Consider the following 17,516-nt stretch of genomic DNA (forward strand, 5'->3'; position numbering starts at 1 on the left):
ACACACCGATGGCCGCCCTGCGCCGTATCGCGGCAGCCTGCCTCGCAGCCACGCTGGCCGCGTGCACGACGCTGCCGCATTACAGCGTGCCGGACGTTGCGGTACCGTCGCACTACGCTTCGGCACCGCAGCCCGCGCAGGGATGGTCCGTCGCCGCGCCCGCCGATGCGCAGCCGCGCGGGCCCTGGTGGAACCTCTTCGGCGACAACACGCTCGACGGGCTCGAATCGCGCGTCGATATTTCGAATCAGACGGTGCAGCACGCCGTGGCGCAACTGCAGGCCGCCCGCGCGATGCTCGCTTACCAGCGCGCCGGCTACTCGCCCGTCGTCACCGCAGGCAGCGGCGTGCAGCGTTACCGCACTTCGCAGAATCTCATCGACCATTCGCTGGCCGGCAAGACGATCCCCGACTATTCGGCGGGCGTGGGTGCGAGCTGGGAACCGGACCTCTTCGGCCGCGTGAAGGATGCCACAGTCGAAGCGCGCGATAACGCGCAGGCCAGCGAAGCCGATCTGGAGTCGGTGCGTCTCGCCGTCACGAGCGAGCTGGCCACCGACTACTTCGACCTGCGCTCGCTCGATCGCCAGAAGAAGCTGCTCGACGACACCGTGACTGCCTACGCCGCCGCGCTCGGCATCGTGCAGCAGCAACTCGACGACGGCGCCATCGATGCCTCGGCCGTGGCCGAGGCGCAAACGCAGCTGGAAAGCGCGCGCACCGCCGACCAGGACATCGACGTGCAGCGCGCCCAGCTGGAGCACGCCATCGCCACGCTGACCGGTGTACCGGCCTCGTCGTTCGCGCTGCCCGCGAGCACCGCGCCCGCCGTGCTTCCCGCCATTCCGGCGGGCGTTCCCGCGGCGCTCCTCGAACGCCGGCCCGATATCGCGGCGGCCGAGCGTCGCGTGGCCGCCGCCAATGCGAAGATCGGCGAGGCCCGTGCGGCCTTTTATCCGGACCTCACGCTCTTTGCCTCGGCAGGGCTCGAAAGCACGTTCTACGCGCCCTGGCTCACCGCATCGAGCCTCTTCTGGTCGCTCGGCGGCCAACTTGCGGGCACGATCTTCGACGGCGGGCGGCGCGACGCCACGCTCAAGGGCGCCGATGCGCAGTACGACGCAACGGTCGCCGGCTATCGGCAAACCGTGCTCACGGCCTTCCAGCAGGTGGAGGACAACCTGAGTGCACTTGGCACGCTGGCCGGCGAAGCGGCCAGCCAGCAACGCGCGACGCAAGCCGCCGAGCTTTCCCTCAAGCTCACGACCAATCGCTACCAGGCCGGCGCCGTGAACTATCTGGACGTGGTGACGGCGCAGACGATCGCGCTCCAGAACGAGCGCAACGAAGAGACGATCGAGCAGCGCCGGCTGGAAGCGAGCGTGCACCTGCTCGAAGCGCTGGGCGGCAACTGGAACCGCACGACGCTCAGCGGCGCGGGAACGCCAGGATGAAGCGGTTGCCGTCCGCGCCGCTCCCGGCGCGCGCCGTGCCGCCGTGCAGCGTCATGATCGTGCGCACGATCGCGAGACCCAGCCCGGCCGAGGCACCGGCATGCCCGTCGCTATGCCGCGACGCGTCGGCCCGGTAGAAGCGGTCGAAAATGCGTTCGAGCAGCGCCGGGTCGATCGGCGTGCCCGGGTTCGTCACGGCCACTTCGAGCATTTCGTTCTTTTGCTCGACGCTCAAGGTGATTTCGGAACCGCGCGGCGTATAGCGCAGCGCGTTGGCGAGCAGGTTGCTCACGGCGCGGCGGAAAAGCTCCTTATCCGCGCGCAGGCGACCGCTTCCCGCGACGTGAATAGACACGCCCGCATCTTCGGCCGGCCCTTCGAAATAGTCCGCAATCTGCTGCAGGGCTTCGCGCGCGTCGAATTCGGCGAGCGTCGTGATGAACTGCGGATGCTCCGCACGCGCGAGAAAGATCACGCTCTCGATCATGCGTGAAAGTCTGTCGCACTCCTCCAGATTCGATTCGAGTAGCGCCTCGTACTCCGCCGTGCTGCGCGGCCGCGCAAGCGCCACTTCGTTCGCGCCGCGCAGATTGCCCAGCGGCGTGCGCATGTCGTGCGCGAGATCGGCCGTGTATTGCGACATCCGTTCGAAGCCGCCGTGCAGGCGGTCGAGCATGGCATTGAGCGACTGCGTGAGCGCTTCGAGTTCGCCCGGCGCGCGCTCGATATCCACGCGCGTATCGAGCTGGTCCACGGTGATGGTGGAGGCGCGCGCGGCCATTTCGCGCAGCGGACGCAACGACTCGCGCACGAGCAGCCAGCTCATCAGAAAGGCCAGCAGCATGCCCGCGAAGCCCGCGGCGTAGAGCCGTTCGCGATAGCGGTCGAGCAACCGCCAGCGGTCGGTCATGTCGCGTGCGATCACGACCGTCACCGGTGCGCCGTCGCGCAGGGTCGCGTCGATGGCCAGCCCGCGCACCGGCGTGCCGCGCGCGTTCTGCCACTCCACCACATCGCTGCCGGTGATGCGTTGCGTGGCGCCCAGGCGCCGCGCGAGCGCCACCGCCGGAAACCCGGCATCGGCCACGCTCGCGGTGTTGTGCTCGACGAGGTTCGTGCCGCTGGCGTCGCGCACCTCCATGGAAAGCGCAGGATTGCCAAGTACCTGACTCGTCAGCCGCTCCGCGTGATCGCGCACGTCGGCGGTGGAGCCCAGTTCCTCGGCCAGTCGGCGCGTGTGCCGGGCGATCAGCACGATGTCGAGATCGTCCTGCTGCTTGATTTCGCTGTTGAGCGTGTAATACAGCGAACTGCCGACCAGCGCGAACACCGCGAGCGTCGTGCCCGCGAAGCTCAGCGCCAGGGTCGTGGTCAGCGAGCGCGCGGCCATCAGTCCGGCTCTTTGATTTCGGCCACGTAACCCGCCCCGCGCACGGTATGAATGAGCTTGACGGGGTAGCCTTCGTCGATCTTCGCGCGCAGGCGCCGGATCGCCACTTCGACCACGTTGGTGTCGCTGTCGAAGTTCATGTCCCACACATAGGAGGCGATCTGCGTGCGCGTGAGCACTTCGCCCTGGCGGCGCACGAGCAGTTGCAGCAGCGAGAACTCCTTCGGCGTGAGGTCGATGCGGGTGGCGCCGCGCCGCACGCGCCGCCGCGTGACGTCGACTTCGAGGTCGCCCAGCTTCATCACGTCGGTTTCGCGCGGCGGCCCGCGCCGCGCGAGCGTGCGCACGCGTGCCAGCAGCTCGACGAACGCGAACGGTTTGACCAGATAGTCGTCGCCGCCCAGCTCCAGGCCCTTGACGCGGTCGCTGATGTCGTCGCGCGCGCTCAGGAACAGCACCGGCGTCGCGTGCGTGGCGCGCAGCGTCTTGAGCACCGCCCAGCCGTCCATGGCCGGCAGCATGACGTCCAGCACGATCACGTCGTACTCGGCCTCTTTCGCGAGGATCAGCCCTTCGGCACCGTCCGCCGCCACGTCCACCGCATAGCCCGATTCCTCCAGGCCACGCTTGAGGTACGCGCGCGTCTTGGGTTCGTCTTCGATCACGAGGATCCGCATGGCCAGTCTATTCCTCTGTCTGTCTCGTACGATTGTAAGTGCTTCCGGATGAAAATACGGGCGGCGCGCAACGACGCGACAAACCCGCTTCTTTTGCACCGCGGCGCATGCCATCGAATACGAAGCTTACAGCTATGAAAACGAGCGCCTCATCCCGCCATTCCCGGCAACCGGTCCGTGCGCCTGCACGGGTTGCGCCGCCCGATTCGGACTAGACCGATACCGTGCACAAGGCCGCTTCGGGACAATGGCGGTACTGGGTGGCAACAGAGTCGCCGCCCAGCCTCCTGTTGGTGATTCTCTCTTTGCGCCGCCCTTCCCGGGCGGCGTCTTTTTGACACCACGGCCCGACCGTGAGTGCACGCCCCCCGGAATTCCCTCATGAAAGATCGCGCGACCGTATTCTGCCGGCGCGGCGACCGGATCCTCCTGGTCGCGCGCTCACAACAGCCCCGCTGGACCTTGCCAGGCGGCATGGCAAAGCGCGGCGAGTCGCTTTATGAAGCCGCTCGCCGTGAACTGGCCGAAGAAACGGGGCTCGTCTTCGCCGGTGCGCAGCACCTGTTCGCCGTGGAGGGCGCGCACAAGCGTCATCACGTTTTCCTCGCCACGCTCGATGCGCAAGCCGTTGCCCAGCCGGCAGGGGAAATCGCGCACTGCGCGTGGATCGACCGGCAAACGCTCGGGTCGATGAAGTGCAGCCGGCCTACGTGGGCCATCGTCGAGCTCGCCTTCGCCTGGATGGAACTCGACGATGCACGCGAGGCGCCGGTGCACGCAGCGTAATAGACGACCGTGGTCCGTGCAGCGGACCACGGTCGCGCTAACGCCTTCAGATCTTCAGCTTCGTGACCTTCGTGCCGTTGATGGAAACATCGCCCATCAGGCCGGCATTCGTCAGGACAACGACCTCGACCGGCGCGGTGGCCGTAGTCGTGTCGATCGCGCCATTCGCGCCTACGTTCAGGAGGGCCACCGCCGCGCCGGCACCGGCCGTCCAGCCTTCCGACTGGCGGAATTCGTTGAGCGCGTCCTGCGTCATGAACAGAAACACGACCGACTTCGACTGCGCGCCGGCCTGCAGACCCACCGAAAGCGACGACGTGTTGTAGTAACCGATCGTAGCGCCGCCCACGCGCAGCGCGCCGTTGCCCGACTGGCCGCCGACGATGAAGCCGGCCTGGATCACGTCCGGAAACACCAGCACGCCGCGCGACTTCGCCACGAGTTCGCGCGAACCCTTGACGGTGGAGTAGAGGCGCGTGAGCGTGCCGTCGACGCTTGCGTCGATGGCCTGGCGCTTCGACGCATTGGTCGCGGCGTTATCCGGCTTGTCGGGTGTCACGGTGCAACCGGCCAGCGCGAAGGTACCAATCGCAAGCGCGGCTGCCGCTTTGAGTGTGATTTTCTTCAATTGCATTCTTCTTCTCCGGCAGATGATGTGCGAACCCATGTTCGATCGGTGAACCGATCGCGACGAACGTTATAGCACGCACGTTACGCTTCTGTTCAATTCGTGCACTTATTTCATGCGCCAGGACCGGCTTGATTTCATGGGCGCCGCGACCACGCTAACCTGCAGGCGCGTGGCGTCAACAGCCGGCTCGACAGCGGTCGACAGCTCGACCGCGGCTTTGTTTTTTGGGCCGGCTTATCTCTCTCAGGTTCCGGTTTCCGGTCTGCCGCCGGTTCGCTCAATGCGGCTTCCTGCCGAACTCATCGCCCAGGTTTGCCGAACATCCGCGACAATGCCTGCGCCAGTTCTTTCACTACCTTGTCCGCAGTGGGCCGATGGAGCAGCGCGATATCCACGGTTTCCACGGGCGGCAGGCCGCTCTTGCGCGTCAGCACGGTATGTTCGGCAGTGACCGCCCGCAGGGGCAGCAGACTGATGCCCAGACCGTCGGCCACGGCCGCCTGGATGCCGCTCAGGCTCGAACTGATGAAGCTCATGCGCCAGCGGCGCCCGAGCCCTTCGATGGCGTTGGTCATGTCGTCGCGATACAGCCCGCGCGGCGGAAAGGCCACGAGGGGCACGGGATCGAGATCGATCGACGGATTTTTCGCACTGTCGATCCAGCGCAACTGCTCCGGCCACGAAGCCACCGCCTCGCGGCTGTTGCGTCGCTGCTTCACCAGCGCGATGTCGAGATCGCCGCGATCGTAACCGCTGGCCAGATCGCGGCTGAAGCCGCTCGTCACCTCGAGCTTGATTTGCGGATGCTTGCGATTGAACTCCGCCAGCACATGCGTGGTCTGTCCGCCGACGAAGTCCTCCGGCAGCCCGAGGCGCACCGTCAACCCCACCGTCTCGCCGGCGAGCGATTCGAGCATTTCGTCGTTGAGCGCCAGCATGCGCCGCGCGTAGCCGAGCAACGTTTCGCCCGCGTCGGTGGGACGCACTTCGCGGCTGCCGCGCTCGAGCAGCTTGTGTCCGGCCATCTCCTCCAGACGCTGCACCTTCTGGCTCACGGTGGACTGCGTGGAATGAAGCCGCGCCGCGGCCGCCGTGAACGTGCCGCAATCGGCCACCATAACGATGGCCTTGAGCAGATCAAGATCGAATAGCGGCCGATGGCCTTTTGCATTGCCTTTCATCCGGCCATTTTACTACCGGGCTTTGTGCGTCTGCGGCGTGCCGAGCGTGAGTTTCATGTGGCGGTTGACGTCCTTGTACAGCAGGTAGCGGAAGCGCGACGGACCGCCCGCGTAGCAGGCCTGCGGGCAGAATGCGCGCAGCCACATGAAATCGCCGGCTTCCACTTCCACCCAGTCCTGGTTCAGGCGATAGACGGCCTTGCCTTCGAGCACGTACAGGCCGTGCTCCATTACGTGCGTTTCCGCGAACGGGATCACGCCGCCGGGCTCGAACGTGACGATGTTGACGTGCATGTCGTGGCGCATGTCGCTCATGTCGACGAAGCGCGTCGTGACCCAGCGCCCCTCGGTGCCGGGCATGGGGATCGGCTCGATGTCGCGCTCGTTCGTCACGAACGCTTCGGGCAGCGGCACGCCTTCCACTGCTTCGTAATGCTTACGGACCCAGTGGAAGCGGGCACAATCGCCCGAGCGGTTATGCAGCGACCAGTTCGTGCGCGGCGGAATGAACGCATACCCGCCCGGCGACAGCAGGTGCTGGACGCCATTCAGCGTAAGCGAGATCTCCCCTTCCACCACGAAGAGCACGCCCTCGGCGTTTTCGTCCTGTTCGGGACGCTCGCTGCCGCCGCCAGGCCCCACTTCCATGATGTATTGCGAAAACGTTTCAGCAAAACCCGAGAGCGGACGCGCCAGCACCCAGAGACGGGTCTTGTTCCAGAACGGCAGATGGCTCGTGACGATGTCGCGCATCACGCCTTTCGGAATGACCGCATACGCCTCGGTGAACATGGCGCGATCGGTCAGCAATTCCGTCTGGGCGGGATGGCCGCCGTGCGGAGCATAGTAAGGAGTCTTTAACATAGGGTACCTTCTATAACGATGGATACGGCTACTTTTGATGAAACCGCACGTGTTACCAGGCCTGCGAAACCACGAACTGCGAGCCGGCGGCCTCCGACCCGAACTGCCCACGCCGCACGACGATCCGCTCCGCCGGCGAGGTTGAAACGGCCGCCGCCGCATTCTCCGCGTCGACGACGACAAACGATGCCTCGTTGCCGGCCTTCAGGCCGTAGTCCTGCTTCCCGAGTACCGCCGCCGCGGCATGCGTTGCCATATCGAGCGCCACCCGCAGTTCTTCGTCCGTATAGAAGCCGGAGCGATAGCCCACCAGCATGGCCCGCTGCAGCATGTCGCCGTTTCCGTACGGCCACCAGGCATCCTGGATGTTGTCGTTGCCGGTGAACACGCGCACGCCCGCAGCGCGCAGTCGTAAAACCGGGGGAAAAGCCCGGTCGCCTGGCGCGTTCGTCATGATCGAGACGTCTGCTTCAGCCAGCGCTGCGGCAATGCGGTCGACCTTCGCGGCATCGACATCGCCCAGCGCATAGGCATGACTCACCGACACCCGGCCTTCGAGCCCGCAAGCCCGCGTGCGGGCCGCAATGCGATGCAACTGGCGTATGCCCTGCTCGCCGGCCTCGTGCAGATGAATGTCGATCTTGACGCCACGCCGCTCTGCAATGCCGAAGACGATGTCGAGCTGGCCTTCTGCGTCGCCGTCCAGTTCGGTCGGATCGATTCCGCCGACCACTTCCACGCCTTCGCATGCGGCCCTGTCGAGCAGATCCGCCGTGCCTGGGCACGACAGGACCCCGGCCTGGGGAAATGCAACGAGTTCGATGTCCATGAGTTCACGGCACTTTTCGCGCGCTTCCATGACGGCATGAAGGTGGGTAAGGCCCGTCGTCGCGTCGACGTCGACATGGCTTCTCATCGCCACCGTGCCGAACGAGGCGGCCCGGCGAATCAGCGCTTCGGCGCGCGTCGCAATGGGTAATGCGCTCGCCAGCGCCTCTTTTTCGATGGCAAGACGCTCGCGCAGCGTTGCCGCCGGGCGATGAGGGCGCCAGCGGTCGCCGACAAAACTCTTGTCGAGATGGATATGCCCGTCCACGAAGCCCGGCAGCACGAGTTGCCCTTCCAGATCGACGACCTCGGCGCGGCCGGACTCGGGACGCTCGGGGCCCACCACGACGAAGCGTCCATCGTGCACGGCGAGATTCAGAGGGGTGCCGTCGGCGCCGGTGGCGTTGACGAAAATGCGGTCGATCATAGCGATAGCTGGGCGAATCGGAGCAAATCGGGGCGCGCACATTGCGTCCGGATATCGATTGCCGTTGCAACGCCGCGTGTTCTTGTCGAGATGAGTCTCGACAAGATATCGGACGCCATTTGCATTTACAAATTAAATGTTGGAATGCAATCCATTCATTTTCTGGATGGGTTACCCCTCGACGATGACAATGTCACTCAACGCCGCGATAACCCGGCAAAATCGTGTCAGAATCCCTGCGGTCATAGCCACGAGCGGGAGAGATTCAATGATTCAGGGACGCAGGCAGATTGTCATCGGCGGGCTACTCGGTGCGGGCGGGCTGGGCATGTCCGCGCGCGCCTTCAGCGACACCGGTTCCATCGCCCGGCAATTTGCCGAGCGGCTGAGCGCTCACGATATCGAGGGCTTTGGCGCGCTCTTCGCCGACGACTACGTCAACCACCAGACCAGCGCTGCGGCACCCCCTTCGCCTAAACTCACGCCGAAAGAGGCAACGGTCGCCTTCTTCAAGGCACGCCTCACGGGCATGCCGGATCTCAAGGTGGAGATCGAAACGCTGGTGGCGTCCGAAGACAAGGTGGCCGCCAGCTTCGTCTACACCGGCACACATCAAGGTGTGTATTTCGGCATCGCGCCGACCGGCAAGTGGTTGCGCTTTACCTCATGCGATATTTTCAGGGTGCAGTCGGGAAAGATCGCCGAGCACTGGGGCATGGGCGATATTGCCGGCGTGCTCGCCCAGCTCAAAGCGTAGGCGGCACCAACCGTCTTCGCCTGAGCGCCAGGTACGCAATCGAGCAATTGCAACGCGCCGGCCCGCTCGGCGAAACCGTCCGCGTGACGCTCACGGCGCCGACCACTAGCCTCGCGCGATTCTCCATCAGGATGTGCCCGCGGTAGCACAGGATGGCCCGGCTCTCGCGGCTCTTCCTGAATAATCGCGCCTCCAGATCAGTAGTCGACTCGTGCGTGGCATTGCCACGTCGCTTGCCTTTCTAGTCGGTGTCCACGTAGATGACACCGAACAGCCCGTTGAGCCGTTTCAACGCATCATTCGCCGGCAACCGGTTCGGCGACTATCTGATGGATCCTCCACGCGTCGCTCCGCCGCTCGAATCGACCACTTATTTCTATTTAAAATCAGCGGTTTAGACCAAGATGCGCGCGGCGGATTTTGAAGAATCCCGGGCAGGCGTCCGATTGTTCCGAGTGGTTCGACAGTCCGCGTCCGAAGGGCATCTTCTGCATTTTCCTCAATTTCGGGTCCTGGTTTTGCGTCGCGCTCCCGGACTTGTCCTACCTATTTGGCGTGCCGTTCTCCGGGTGGCCGATGTTTGGTGGCCGCTCTGAAATCCATACTTTCATTCATGGTGAGCGGGTGCGGTCAGGACGGTTAGGCCCACGAAACCCCAAGGTATCTGCCGGCGCGGTTGTCAAGTCCCGACGCCGATTCCTGCCTGTCCGCCTATGACTGTCCCGATAGACGGACTGCCTGGCCTTCCTGATCAAACTGAACTGAAGACATTCTCTGGAGAATGAAATGCATAAACTCAATCGACTGACGCTGATTGCTGCGACTGCTACCGGTCTGGGCGTGTTGTGCGGACAGGCAATGGCATCGGCCGTGTTGCCAACCACTTCGGTTCCGATCATCAACGATAAGGGTGCCCGGCACCGTCAACGACGCGAACTACGGCTACATCATCAGGAGCACGCACACTGAGACAACTTTTCAGTCGTCACTGTTCCTCGATCACGGCTACCGAAAGAATACCGACCTCGCTGTGTTCGATTCGACCGGCAATGCTGCAGTCGCCAATACGCACGCGTTTTCTTTCAACGTGTATTCGCAATTGAACACTTCGTCGGCAATCACGACCTCGCAGGAAGTGCCGTTCAACGATACGGCGCAGTTCTACGTGCACTATTTCTAACAGCAACAAAACCGCATTCCTTTAACCACGAGTATTTATCATGCGTATTTCCAAACTTGCAACCTGTTTGGCCCTGCTGGGCACCTTTGCCTCAGCCGGTACCGCTCACGCCCAGTCGACCAACGTCAATGTGCAGGGCCTGATCGTACCGCCGGCGTGCTCGGCGCAGTTTGCCGGCGGCGCCGATCTCGACTGGGGCACGATTTCCCACAACTCGCTGAGCGACAAGACCATGACCGTGCTCAAGTCGAAGAGCGTCACGCTGCAGACGCAATGCGACGACGGCCTGACGACGCACATGGCGCTCTGGGCAGTGGATGCCAATCCGCAGTCGGCACTGACCGGCATCCGGGTGCCCGGCACCAACGGATTAAACGGCGATGACTCGACCCGTATTTTCGGAATCGGCATGGACCCGCTCACCAACCAGAAGCTTGGCAACTTCACGATGATTCCGACCACCTCATCGTACGATGGCACGGTCAATTCAAAGAATTACGGTTTTGTTCGTACGTCTACGCATACCGAGACGAACTTTAGCACCTCGTCCTTCACTGACAATTCCGGTTATGAGACGAACACGGACCATACAGTGGTGGATGCGGCCAATAATCCGGCGGTCGCCAATACGTTTACATACTCGTTCGATGTGTATCCGCAGTTGAACAAGAAATCGGCGATTTCGAACTCGCAGGAAGTGCCGTTCAATGGTACGGCGCAGTTCTATGTGCGCTACTTCTAACCAGCGCTTCGACGCGACGGCCGTGCAGTGTCCTCGCGACGCCTGCCGAGGTAGGCACGGCGCTGGCACGAAGAAACAGGTGGCAACAGGATCGACGCGCCGGTTTCGGGCGGCACGGCAGATGCGACAGCCGGCCCGCCACGCGGTCGTGGCGGGCGGCGATGCCTCGACCATCGAGGCGGCCACCGCGTCGATATGAGCCTATGCCGCGCGCGTGACGTGCATGGGCGAAAGCGGCGCGGGCTGGTTCGGCGACCGCCACGGCAGAAGGCGCGTGTTGATTGTCTCGACGATCGGCATGGGCCTCGTGCCCACCTATGCAAGCTGGGGGCTCGCAGCGACCTGCCTGATGATCGGCCTGCGGCTCGTTCAGGGTTTCTGCCTCGGCGGCGAGTTGCCGGGCTCGATCATGGGCAGCGCGTTTCTACTGTGACGGAGACCGCAAGCCGTGCCCACCATCACCGGTAGCGGGCCAAATGTAAAGCGCAACCGCTCCGCGCCCGGACGCCTGACAAGCTCTTGCAACGATCCGGTTACGGAACCAGAAGGTGTTCGAGACAACCGGCGTTCCCGGCGTCAGCGTCTGGTCCAGCAAAGCGCTGACACGCGCCATCTTGCCCGGCATCAGGTAGCAGATGATTGCGTTCGCAACCGTTAGCTCGCTTCGAAAGAAGCTACCCCATTTCAACGAGACGTTGCGAAGCCGATATGTCCTGAGCCGCGACACGAGGTAGGGAAAGGGAGAAATCTCTATGCCTCGTATCTGCGCCTCGGGAAACTCCTTGGCCAATGCGATGAGGAGCGTCCCCCAGCCACTTCCAAAATCGTAGATAACGGGCCGAGGTGGAAGAGCGGCGTACTTGAGCAGGGCGACGATATCCTTCACTTCGGATTGACTCGATGGCAACGATGGCACGCCCGTCAGGATCGCCATCAACAGGAGCGACAAACAGACAACGACGGCCACCGAGATCAGCGCCCACGATAGAAAAACTGTCATAGTCTGGTTTCGCTGGATTGGAATCCCGAGTCGAACAAGGATGCCAGGTTGCCTTGCGACCCGTTTCCGGCTAAGGCATACGGGCCGCGAGGCCAGCAACAGCACCGTTATGCCGTCGCGTTTTCGGTGTTGAGCTTCGACACCACTCCCGTCGTCACATCGTAGCGATAACCTTGCCGTTCGAGCTGGGCATTGATCGCATCGACGATCAGTTGCTGCTGGACGTCCTTGCGCAGCAATTCGTGCTCCGGCCTGGCTTCGCCGAGCTCGGCGACAAGCCGGCGCGTCAACGCGGCTTCGCCTGCACTGCGGGCATGTGCGACCATCGTCTTCTCGTTGGACTGAACCAGTTGCTGCTTCAGTCCGTTCGCATACTCGGACCACTTCTTCATGTTCTCCCGCGCTTCGTTCATCGCAGCGGTGTGGGTCTGCGCATCGCGCGACAACTGGGCCTTCAGGTCCTCCAGGGCCTGCGAATCGGCACCCGCAGCCGATGCCGATTCGGCAGCCTCAGCCGGCTCGCTCGCCGCTGCGCTTTCGGCGAGTTCGGCGGCGCGCTGCACGGCGATATCGGCGCGCTCTTGCGCCTCGGACAGGCTGACCGTCAGCCTTTCGATTTCGGAGGCGTTCGCGTCGCGCTCCCCGGTCAGGCTGGCAAGCTGCGTCTGGGCATTCTGGAGTTCGACGGCAGCGGCGTCGCGTTGCGCGTGCGCTCCGGCGATCTCTTCGCGCTGGGCGGCATGTGCTTCCTGCTCGGCCTGCAGCGCGGCGCGCGTCGCTTCCAGTTCGCTTTCGAGTCGGGAGACCGCTTCCGAATGCTCGGCCACCAGTGCGGCACGCTCCGCTTCGCCATCGAGGTCCGCCGTCGCGCCGTCGCCCTCGTGCGCGGCGTCGGCCTCCTCGCGGGCGCGCGCTTCGCGCTCCGCGGCGAGTTCGGACAGCGCGCGCTCCAGCTCCGCTTCGAGAGCCGCAACACGCTCCACGAGCTCCTGCGCCCGCTTCTCGGCTACGTCGGTCCGTTGCACCGCAAGGGCGATGTCTTCTTCCAGACCGGCCACCGCATCGACCTTCGCGTCGTGGGCGCGGGTCATGTGCTCCAGCTGCCCCTGCAGCGTATCGAGCTCCTGAACGGTGTTCTGCAGTTCCGCGAGGGCGTCGTCGCGCTCGGTGCACGCATCGTCGACGCGCTGGCGCATGGCGCCGAGGCGTCGCGCGACGGAGCGCTCGGCCTCGTCCTGCGCCGAGGTCCACAGACGGTCGAGCGCCTCGCGCATCGTATCCGTCACGGTCTCCGGCAACGCCGGACGCTCCACGACCTGCGGCACCCGCCGCGTACGCTCTTCGCGCCACTTGCGCAAAGACGCAGCCACGCCGACGACCGATCCGGTATGCACCTCGGACCAGATGGCCAGTGGGGATACCGTCTGGCCTTCGTCCGCCATCCGGTTCGCGATTTCAGCAATCTGCTCGTCCGTGATCGTAATGCTGCTTGACATATCTGCCTCGAAAAAGCGCGAGCGGTGACGAAAACCGTTTCGTCGTTCGACCGGTAGGCGCGCATGCGACCCACCTCGCGTAATACCAGATTGTGGGGTAACGGCCCGGCGGTTAATCGGCCGAAATACCGGGTGTACGGGCGGGTATTCATGCGATCAGGGTCGATCGGCTGCCCGTTTGCGCCGCCGCCACGGCATTCCGCGGATGCCGCAACTCCATCGCGCCCTCCTTTAGCCCCATGCCTTGCAGGCATGCCGGCAAGCCTACAAAGTCTTTTTCGTCTGCGCGGGCGGCAACTAGAGTACGGCACATGGCAGCACGCACGGCACGACGGGCAGAAACGCCGTCCTGTGCGAGCGCATCCGGGCATGCCGCGCAGCGATGGCTCGCGGGCACGGCCGGACCCTTCCACCGGTTCGTCAGGAGATCCGTCATGTCCCAGCTCACGGGCAAGACCGCGCTCCATGACGGCAATCGCCGCGGCTACGCCGACTATCCGGCCGTAAGCGCAGCGGTTGCGGCGCAAGCCCCGGTTCCATCGATCAAAGGATAACGACCATGACGACCGAAGCTCCCGTGCTCTACGAGTCCAAAGCCTCCCCCAACTCGCGCCGAGTGCGAATTTTCATTGCCGAGAAAGGCATCGAGATCGCCACCCGCGCCGTCGACCTCGGCGCAAAGGAGCAGTTCTCCGAAGCCTACAAGGCAATCAACCCGCGCAGCCAGGTCCCGGCTCTGGTGCTTTCCGACGGCACGACGATCGCCGAAGTCACGGCAATCTGGCGCTACCTGGAGGAAGCCTATCCGCAAAGGCCGCTGCTCGGACGCGACGCGCAAACGAAAGCGCTGGTCGCCATGTGGGAGCGGCGTGCGGAACTCGACGGCTTCGCTGCCGTCATGGAGGGCGTGCGTAACGCGGCAGCGGGCCTGCAGGGGCGTGCGCTTTCCGGTCCTCATGGGTACGAGCAGATTCCGGAAATCGTGGCGCGCAGCAGCAAGCGCGTAGCCAACTTTTACGACGACTTCAACGCGCGGCTCACCGCCGAACGTTTCGTGGCCGGCGATGCGTATTCCGCCGCCGACATCACGACGCTGGCGACATTGGACTTCGCAACGAACGCGTTCCGGATGCCGGTGCCTGAGCACCATCGGGCACTGCGCCGCTGGTACGAGGAAGTCACCGCCCGGCCGTCGGCCAGCGCGTGAGCTCCAGCCGACCGGAGTGGCAGAGTGGCAGCGCGACTGCGCCCATGCACGCGAAGCCACCCCGCCGGCATCCGAAGCGACGGGATCCAGTTTGATCAGCAGTCCTTTTTACCAGGCGAGGTCTATCATGTCCCTCTCTGTGCCTCTCCCAGAACGTTCGCTGCGATGGATACAGGTTCTGCTCGCCGTGGCCTGCGGCCTGACCATTGCCAACCTTTACTACGCGCAACCGCTGACGGGTCTGATCAGCACCGGCCTCGGCATGCCGCATTCGTCGGCCGGCCTGCTGGTCACCCTGCCGCTTGCGGGCTATGGCACAGGACTCCTGATGATCGTGCCGCTCGGCGACCTGTTCGAGAACCGGCGCCTCGTGCTGCTCCTGCTCGGCATCGAGCTGCTGGCTGCGCTGGCGCTGAGTTTCGCGTCCTGGCCGCCGCTCTATCTGTTCGTCGCATTCGTCATCGGCCTGGTCGCGTCCGCCGTGCAGCTGCTCGTGCCCTACATCACTTACCTGGTTCCCGAAGCCGCCCGCGGGCGGGCAGTGGGCCGCGTGGTGAGCGGTGTCATGCTCGGCATCATGCTGGCGCGGCCGGCATCCAGCCTGATCGCCCATGCCGCGTCGTGGCGCGAAGTATTCCGCGTTTCCGCGCTGCTGATGGCCAGTGTGATGGTGGCGTTGCGTCTTGCGCTGCCGACGCGCCAACCCGCGCCAGGGCTCACCTACGGCGTACTGTTGCGCTCCATGCGCACGCTGTTCGTGCAGACCGAATTGCTGCGCCGGCGCGGCATCTATCAGGCGTTCCTGTTCGGCGCGTTCAGCGTCTTCTGGACCGCGCTGCCGCTCTGGCTGAGCGGACCCGCATTCGGCCTTGGCCAGCAAGGCATCGCATGGGTGGCGCTCGCGGGCGTGGCCGGTGCAATCGCGCCGCCTTTCGCGGGTCGCCTCGCCGACCGGGGACTCGCGCGCACGGGCACCGCCGCCGCCATGCTGCTGGCCTCCGTGTCGTTTGCGCTGAGCCGCTTCGCACCGGCTCACACACCGCTGTCGCTCGGGATCGTCGTTGTATCCGCGATACTCCTCGACTTCGCGGTCTCGGCAAACCTGGTCCTGAGCCAGCGCGCCATCTATTCGCTCGGCGCCGAACAGCGCAGCCGCATGAACAGCCTCTTCATGACGACGTTCTTCGCGGGTGGCGCGATCGGCTCGGCGCTCGCCGGCTGGGCATACACCCATGCGGGCTGGACCGGCGTCGCGGTATTGGGCACGCTGCTGCCCTTGATTGCCCTCGCCTACTTCGCCACGGAACGGCGGGAAACGGCTCCCGCTTGCACCGCCCCCAGCCTGCCCTAAGCCACGGCAACAAGAGGGGGATAACGCGGCGCAGGATTTTTCAGATCCCTTCAGCCAGTTCCAGCAACGCTTCGCCGGATCAGGGGTATCGTCAACGCTGCCTTGACCTGCCGGATTCACCCATTTGGAGGACACGAGCCATGACCCGCCACACGCACCAGACCGCGCCGACCCAGTATGTCGAAGCGAACGGCATCCGCTTCGCGTATCGCCGCTTCGGCAACCCCGAGGCAGTTCCGCTCGTCATGAACATTCATTTCACGGGCACGATGGATCACTGGGATCCGGCCATCACCGACGGGCTCGCCCAGGGCCGCGAAGTGATCCTGTTCGACAACGCCGGCATTTCGGCCAGTTCCGGCACTGTCCCGGAATCAATAGAGGAAATGGCCGCGAATGCGGCCGCGTTCATCGAAGCGCTGGAATTAAAGCAGGTTGACGTGCTGGGCTTTTCGATGGGAGGGCTCATCGCCCAGGAACTCGCCATCGCCCGACCCGGACTCGTGCGCAAGCTGATTCTGGTCGGCACCGGCCCGCGCAGCGGCGACAGCATGGACTCGCTGACGCCGGAAGCACAGGAGATCTTCGGAGCAAGCTATGAGGAGCCCGATCATCTCTGGCTGCGCGTGCACTTCGCGCCTTCGGCCGCGAGCCAGGCAGCCGGGCATGCCTTCCTGAAGCGATTCCGCCTGCGCACGGAAAACCGCGATCCCGAGGTCAACGAGACAGTCGCGCCGGCCCAGCTCGCCGCACTCGCGAAATGGGGTGCGCCGCGCGAGAATCCCTACGCTTATCTGGAAGCCATCAAACAGCCCACGCTGGTGGTCAATGGCGACAACGACGTCATTATCTATTCGATCAACTCGTGGATTCTCCAGCAGCATATCCCCGACGCCCAACTCATCATCTATCCCGATGCGAATCACGGCTCGCTCTATCAGTACCCGGAGCGATTCGTTGCGCACGTCGCGCAGTTTCTCTCAGAAGAACCCTGATCTGCCTGACCAGCCGGACGCCGGGCAGGACTCCGGCTGGATTGCGACCGAGCGGCGCGGTCGCAGTGCTTGCTCGATTGGGGCGCGGCGGCGCCGGTTTTTTTTTGCGCACTTCATGTAAGTGCGCGCTCTTTTGTATGTCGATATCACAATGATCCGTGGGAATAAAGTGCGCCAGGCCGTCGCCTGCAAGATCATTGATTTTTAAAGAAAATTTTCATACGCAGACAATTCAAAGTCCAATAGCTGAACCATCATGCAGCTTGCCCTCGTTGAGCGGCGGCCCAATTCTTCTCGAACGTCATGGGGCTGACGTAGTTCAATGTCGAATGCAGCCGGCGAGTACTGTAGAAACCAAGCCAGTCGACGATTTCATCCTTCGCAGCACGCCGCGTCGCTAAGTGCCGACCATGCGGTCGCGCGACCTTCAGCGAACCCCACAGGCTTTCGGTCGGCGCATTGTCCCAACAATCGCTATGCCAGTTCATCGACGAACGCATGCCACCGGCATCCTTCCGTCGAGGTGCGACCTCTCTCTTAACCTGACGCC

Annotated in this window: 17 protein-coding genes and 2 pseudogenes; 9 read left to right on the top strand and 10 right to left on the bottom strand. The window is 64.0% G+C overall.

Features of this window, described 5'->3' with window-relative positions; all coding sequences use genetic code 11:
- Nucleotides 1–8: 8 nt before the first annotated feature.
- Entirely contained in the window at nt 9–1,454 is a 1,446-nt protein-coding gene (locus tag U5760_RS09160) for an efflux transporter outer membrane subunit (RefSeq protein ID WP_322011725.1), read from the top strand.
- On the opposite strand, the gene U5760_RS09165 is transcribed toward U5760_RS09160, so the two are convergent.
- The gene (locus tag U5760_RS09165) at nt 1,429–2,844 is read right to left on the bottom strand and encodes a heavy metal sensor histidine kinase (protein ID WP_322011208.1); all 1,416 of its coding nucleotides are present in this window, start codon (nt 2,842–2,844) and stop codon (nt 1,429–1,431) included. The two genes, U5760_RS09160 and U5760_RS09165, sit on opposite strands and share 26 nt — an antisense overlap.
- A complete protein-coding gene (locus U5760_RS09170) occupies nt 2,844–3,521 on the bottom strand; it encodes a heavy metal response regulator transcription factor (RefSeq protein ID WP_322011209.1) in 678 nt (225 codons plus the stop codon). The genes U5760_RS09165 and U5760_RS09170 overlap by 1 nt, the downstream gene beginning before the upstream one ends.
- A gap of 381 nt (nt 3,522–3,902) precedes the next feature.
- Between U5760_RS09170 and U5760_RS09175 the strand changes: the two genes are divergently transcribed.
- Nucleotides 3,903–4,307, top strand: coding sequence for an NUDIX hydrolase (locus U5760_RS09175; protein WP_322011211.1), 405 nt, complete (start codon nt 3,903–3,905; stop codon nt 4,305–4,307).
- Between the two features lie 46 nt (nt 4,308–4,353).
- Here the strand turns inward: U5760_RS09175 and U5760_RS09180 are convergent, their stop codons facing one another.
- From U5760_RS09180 to U5760_RS09195, 4 genes are all read right to left on the bottom strand, one after another.
- Nucleotides 4,354–4,941 (bottom strand): YSC84-related protein, encoded by a 588-nt coding sequence (locus tag U5760_RS09180; protein WP_322011212.1) that lies wholly within the window; start codon nt 4,939–4,941, stop codon nt 4,354–4,356.
- Nucleotides 4,942–5,237: 296 nt separating this feature from the next.
- On the bottom strand, nt 5,238–6,119 hold the full coding sequence (locus U5760_RS09185) for a LysR family transcriptional regulator (RefSeq protein WP_322011213.1): 882 nt from the start codon (nt 6,117–6,119) through the stop codon (nt 5,238–5,240).
- A 12-nt stretch (nt 6,120–6,131) separates the two neighbouring features.
- Nucleotides 6,132–6,983, bottom strand: coding sequence for a bifunctional allantoicase/(S)-ureidoglycine aminohydrolase (locus tag U5760_RS09190; RefSeq protein ID WP_322011214.1), 852 nt, complete (start codon nt 6,981–6,983; stop codon nt 6,132–6,134).
- Between the two features lie 52 nt (nt 6,984–7,035).
- Complete coding sequence (locus tag U5760_RS09195; protein WP_322011215.1) at nt 7,036–8,238, bottom strand: amidohydrolase family protein; 1,203 nt, start codon at nt 8,236–8,238, stop codon at nt 7,036–7,038.
- Nucleotides 8,239–8,506: 268 nt separating this feature from the next.
- Here U5760_RS09195 and U5760_RS09200 point away from each other — a divergent pair, with 268 nt between their 5' ends.
- A complete protein-coding gene (locus U5760_RS09200; RefSeq protein ID WP_322011216.1) occupies nt 8,507–8,995 on the top strand; it encodes an ester cyclase in 489 nt (162 codons plus the stop codon).
- A gap of 2 nt (nt 8,996–8,997) precedes the next feature.
- Here U5760_RS09200 and U5760_RS09205 read toward each other — a convergent pair.
- Nucleotides 8,998–9,251: pseudogene (locus U5760_RS09205) on the bottom strand (IS5/IS1182 family transposase); the annotation flags it as partial.
- A gap of 654 nt (nt 9,252–9,905) precedes the next feature.
- Between U5760_RS09205 and U5760_RS09210 the strand changes: the two are divergent.
- The 3 genes from U5760_RS09210 to U5760_RS09220 all read left to right on the top strand — a co-directional run bounded on the left by U5760_RS09210 (nt 9,906) and on the right by U5760_RS09220 (nt 11,350).
- Complete coding sequence (locus U5760_RS09210) at nt 9,906–10,175, top strand: hypothetical protein (RefSeq protein WP_322011218.1); 270 nt, start codon at nt 9,906–9,908, stop codon at nt 10,173–10,175.
- 40 nt (nt 10,176–10,215) lie between these two features.
- The gene (locus U5760_RS09215) at nt 10,216–10,917 is read left to right on the top strand and encodes a DUF1120 domain-containing protein (RefSeq protein WP_322011220.1); all 702 of its coding nucleotides are present in this window, start codon (nt 10,216–10,218) and stop codon (nt 10,915–10,917) included.
- A 223-nt stretch (nt 10,918–11,140) separates the two neighbouring features.
- Complete coding sequence (locus U5760_RS09220; protein WP_322011221.1) at nt 11,141–11,350, top strand: MFS transporter; 210 nt, start codon at nt 11,141–11,143, stop codon at nt 11,348–11,350.
- On the opposite strand, the gene U5760_RS09225 is transcribed toward U5760_RS09220, so the two are convergent.
- Nucleotides 11,342–11,917: a hypothetical protein gene (locus U5760_RS09225; RefSeq protein ID WP_322011222.1), complete on the bottom strand. Its 576-nt coding sequence runs from the start codon at nt 11,915–11,917 to the stop codon at nt 11,342–11,344. The genes U5760_RS09220 and U5760_RS09225 overlap by 9 nt on opposite strands.
- 107 nt (nt 11,918–12,024) lie before the next feature.
- Entirely contained in the window at nt 12,025–13,413 is a 1,389-nt protein-coding gene (locus U5760_RS09230) for a DNA-binding protein (RefSeq protein WP_322011223.1), read from the bottom strand.
- Nucleotides 13,414–13,972: 559 nt separating this feature from the next.
- On the opposite strand from U5760_RS09230, the gene U5760_RS09235 reads away from it, so the two are divergent.
- From U5760_RS09235 to U5760_RS09245, 3 genes are all read left to right on the top strand, one after another.
- Nucleotides 13,973–14,620, top strand: a complete 648-nt coding sequence (locus U5760_RS09235) for a glutathione S-transferase (protein WP_322011224.1) — start codon at nt 13,973–13,975, stop codon at nt 14,618–14,620.
- Nucleotides 14,621–14,747: 127 nt separating this feature from the next.
- On the top strand, nt 14,748–15,971 hold the full coding sequence (locus U5760_RS09240) for an MFS transporter (protein WP_322011225.1): 1,224 nt from the start codon (nt 14,748–14,750) through the stop codon (nt 15,969–15,971).
- Nucleotides 15,972–16,111: 140 nt separating this feature from the next.
- On the top strand, nt 16,112–16,966 hold the full coding sequence (locus U5760_RS09245; protein ID WP_322011227.1) for an alpha/beta hydrolase: 855 nt from the start codon (nt 16,112–16,114) through the stop codon (nt 16,964–16,966).
- 254 nt (nt 16,967–17,220) lie between these two features.
- Here U5760_RS09245 and U5760_RS09250 read toward each other — a convergent pair.
- Nucleotides 17,221–17,475: pseudogene (locus U5760_RS09250) on the bottom strand (integrase core domain-containing protein); the annotation flags it as partial.
- Between the last annotated feature and the right edge of the window lie 41 nt (nt 17,476–17,516).

Source organism: Paraburkholderia sp. J12, assembly GCF_905220215.1.
Classification (GTDB): domain Bacteria; phylum Pseudomonadota; class Gammaproteobacteria; order Burkholderiales; family Burkholderiaceae; genus Paraburkholderia.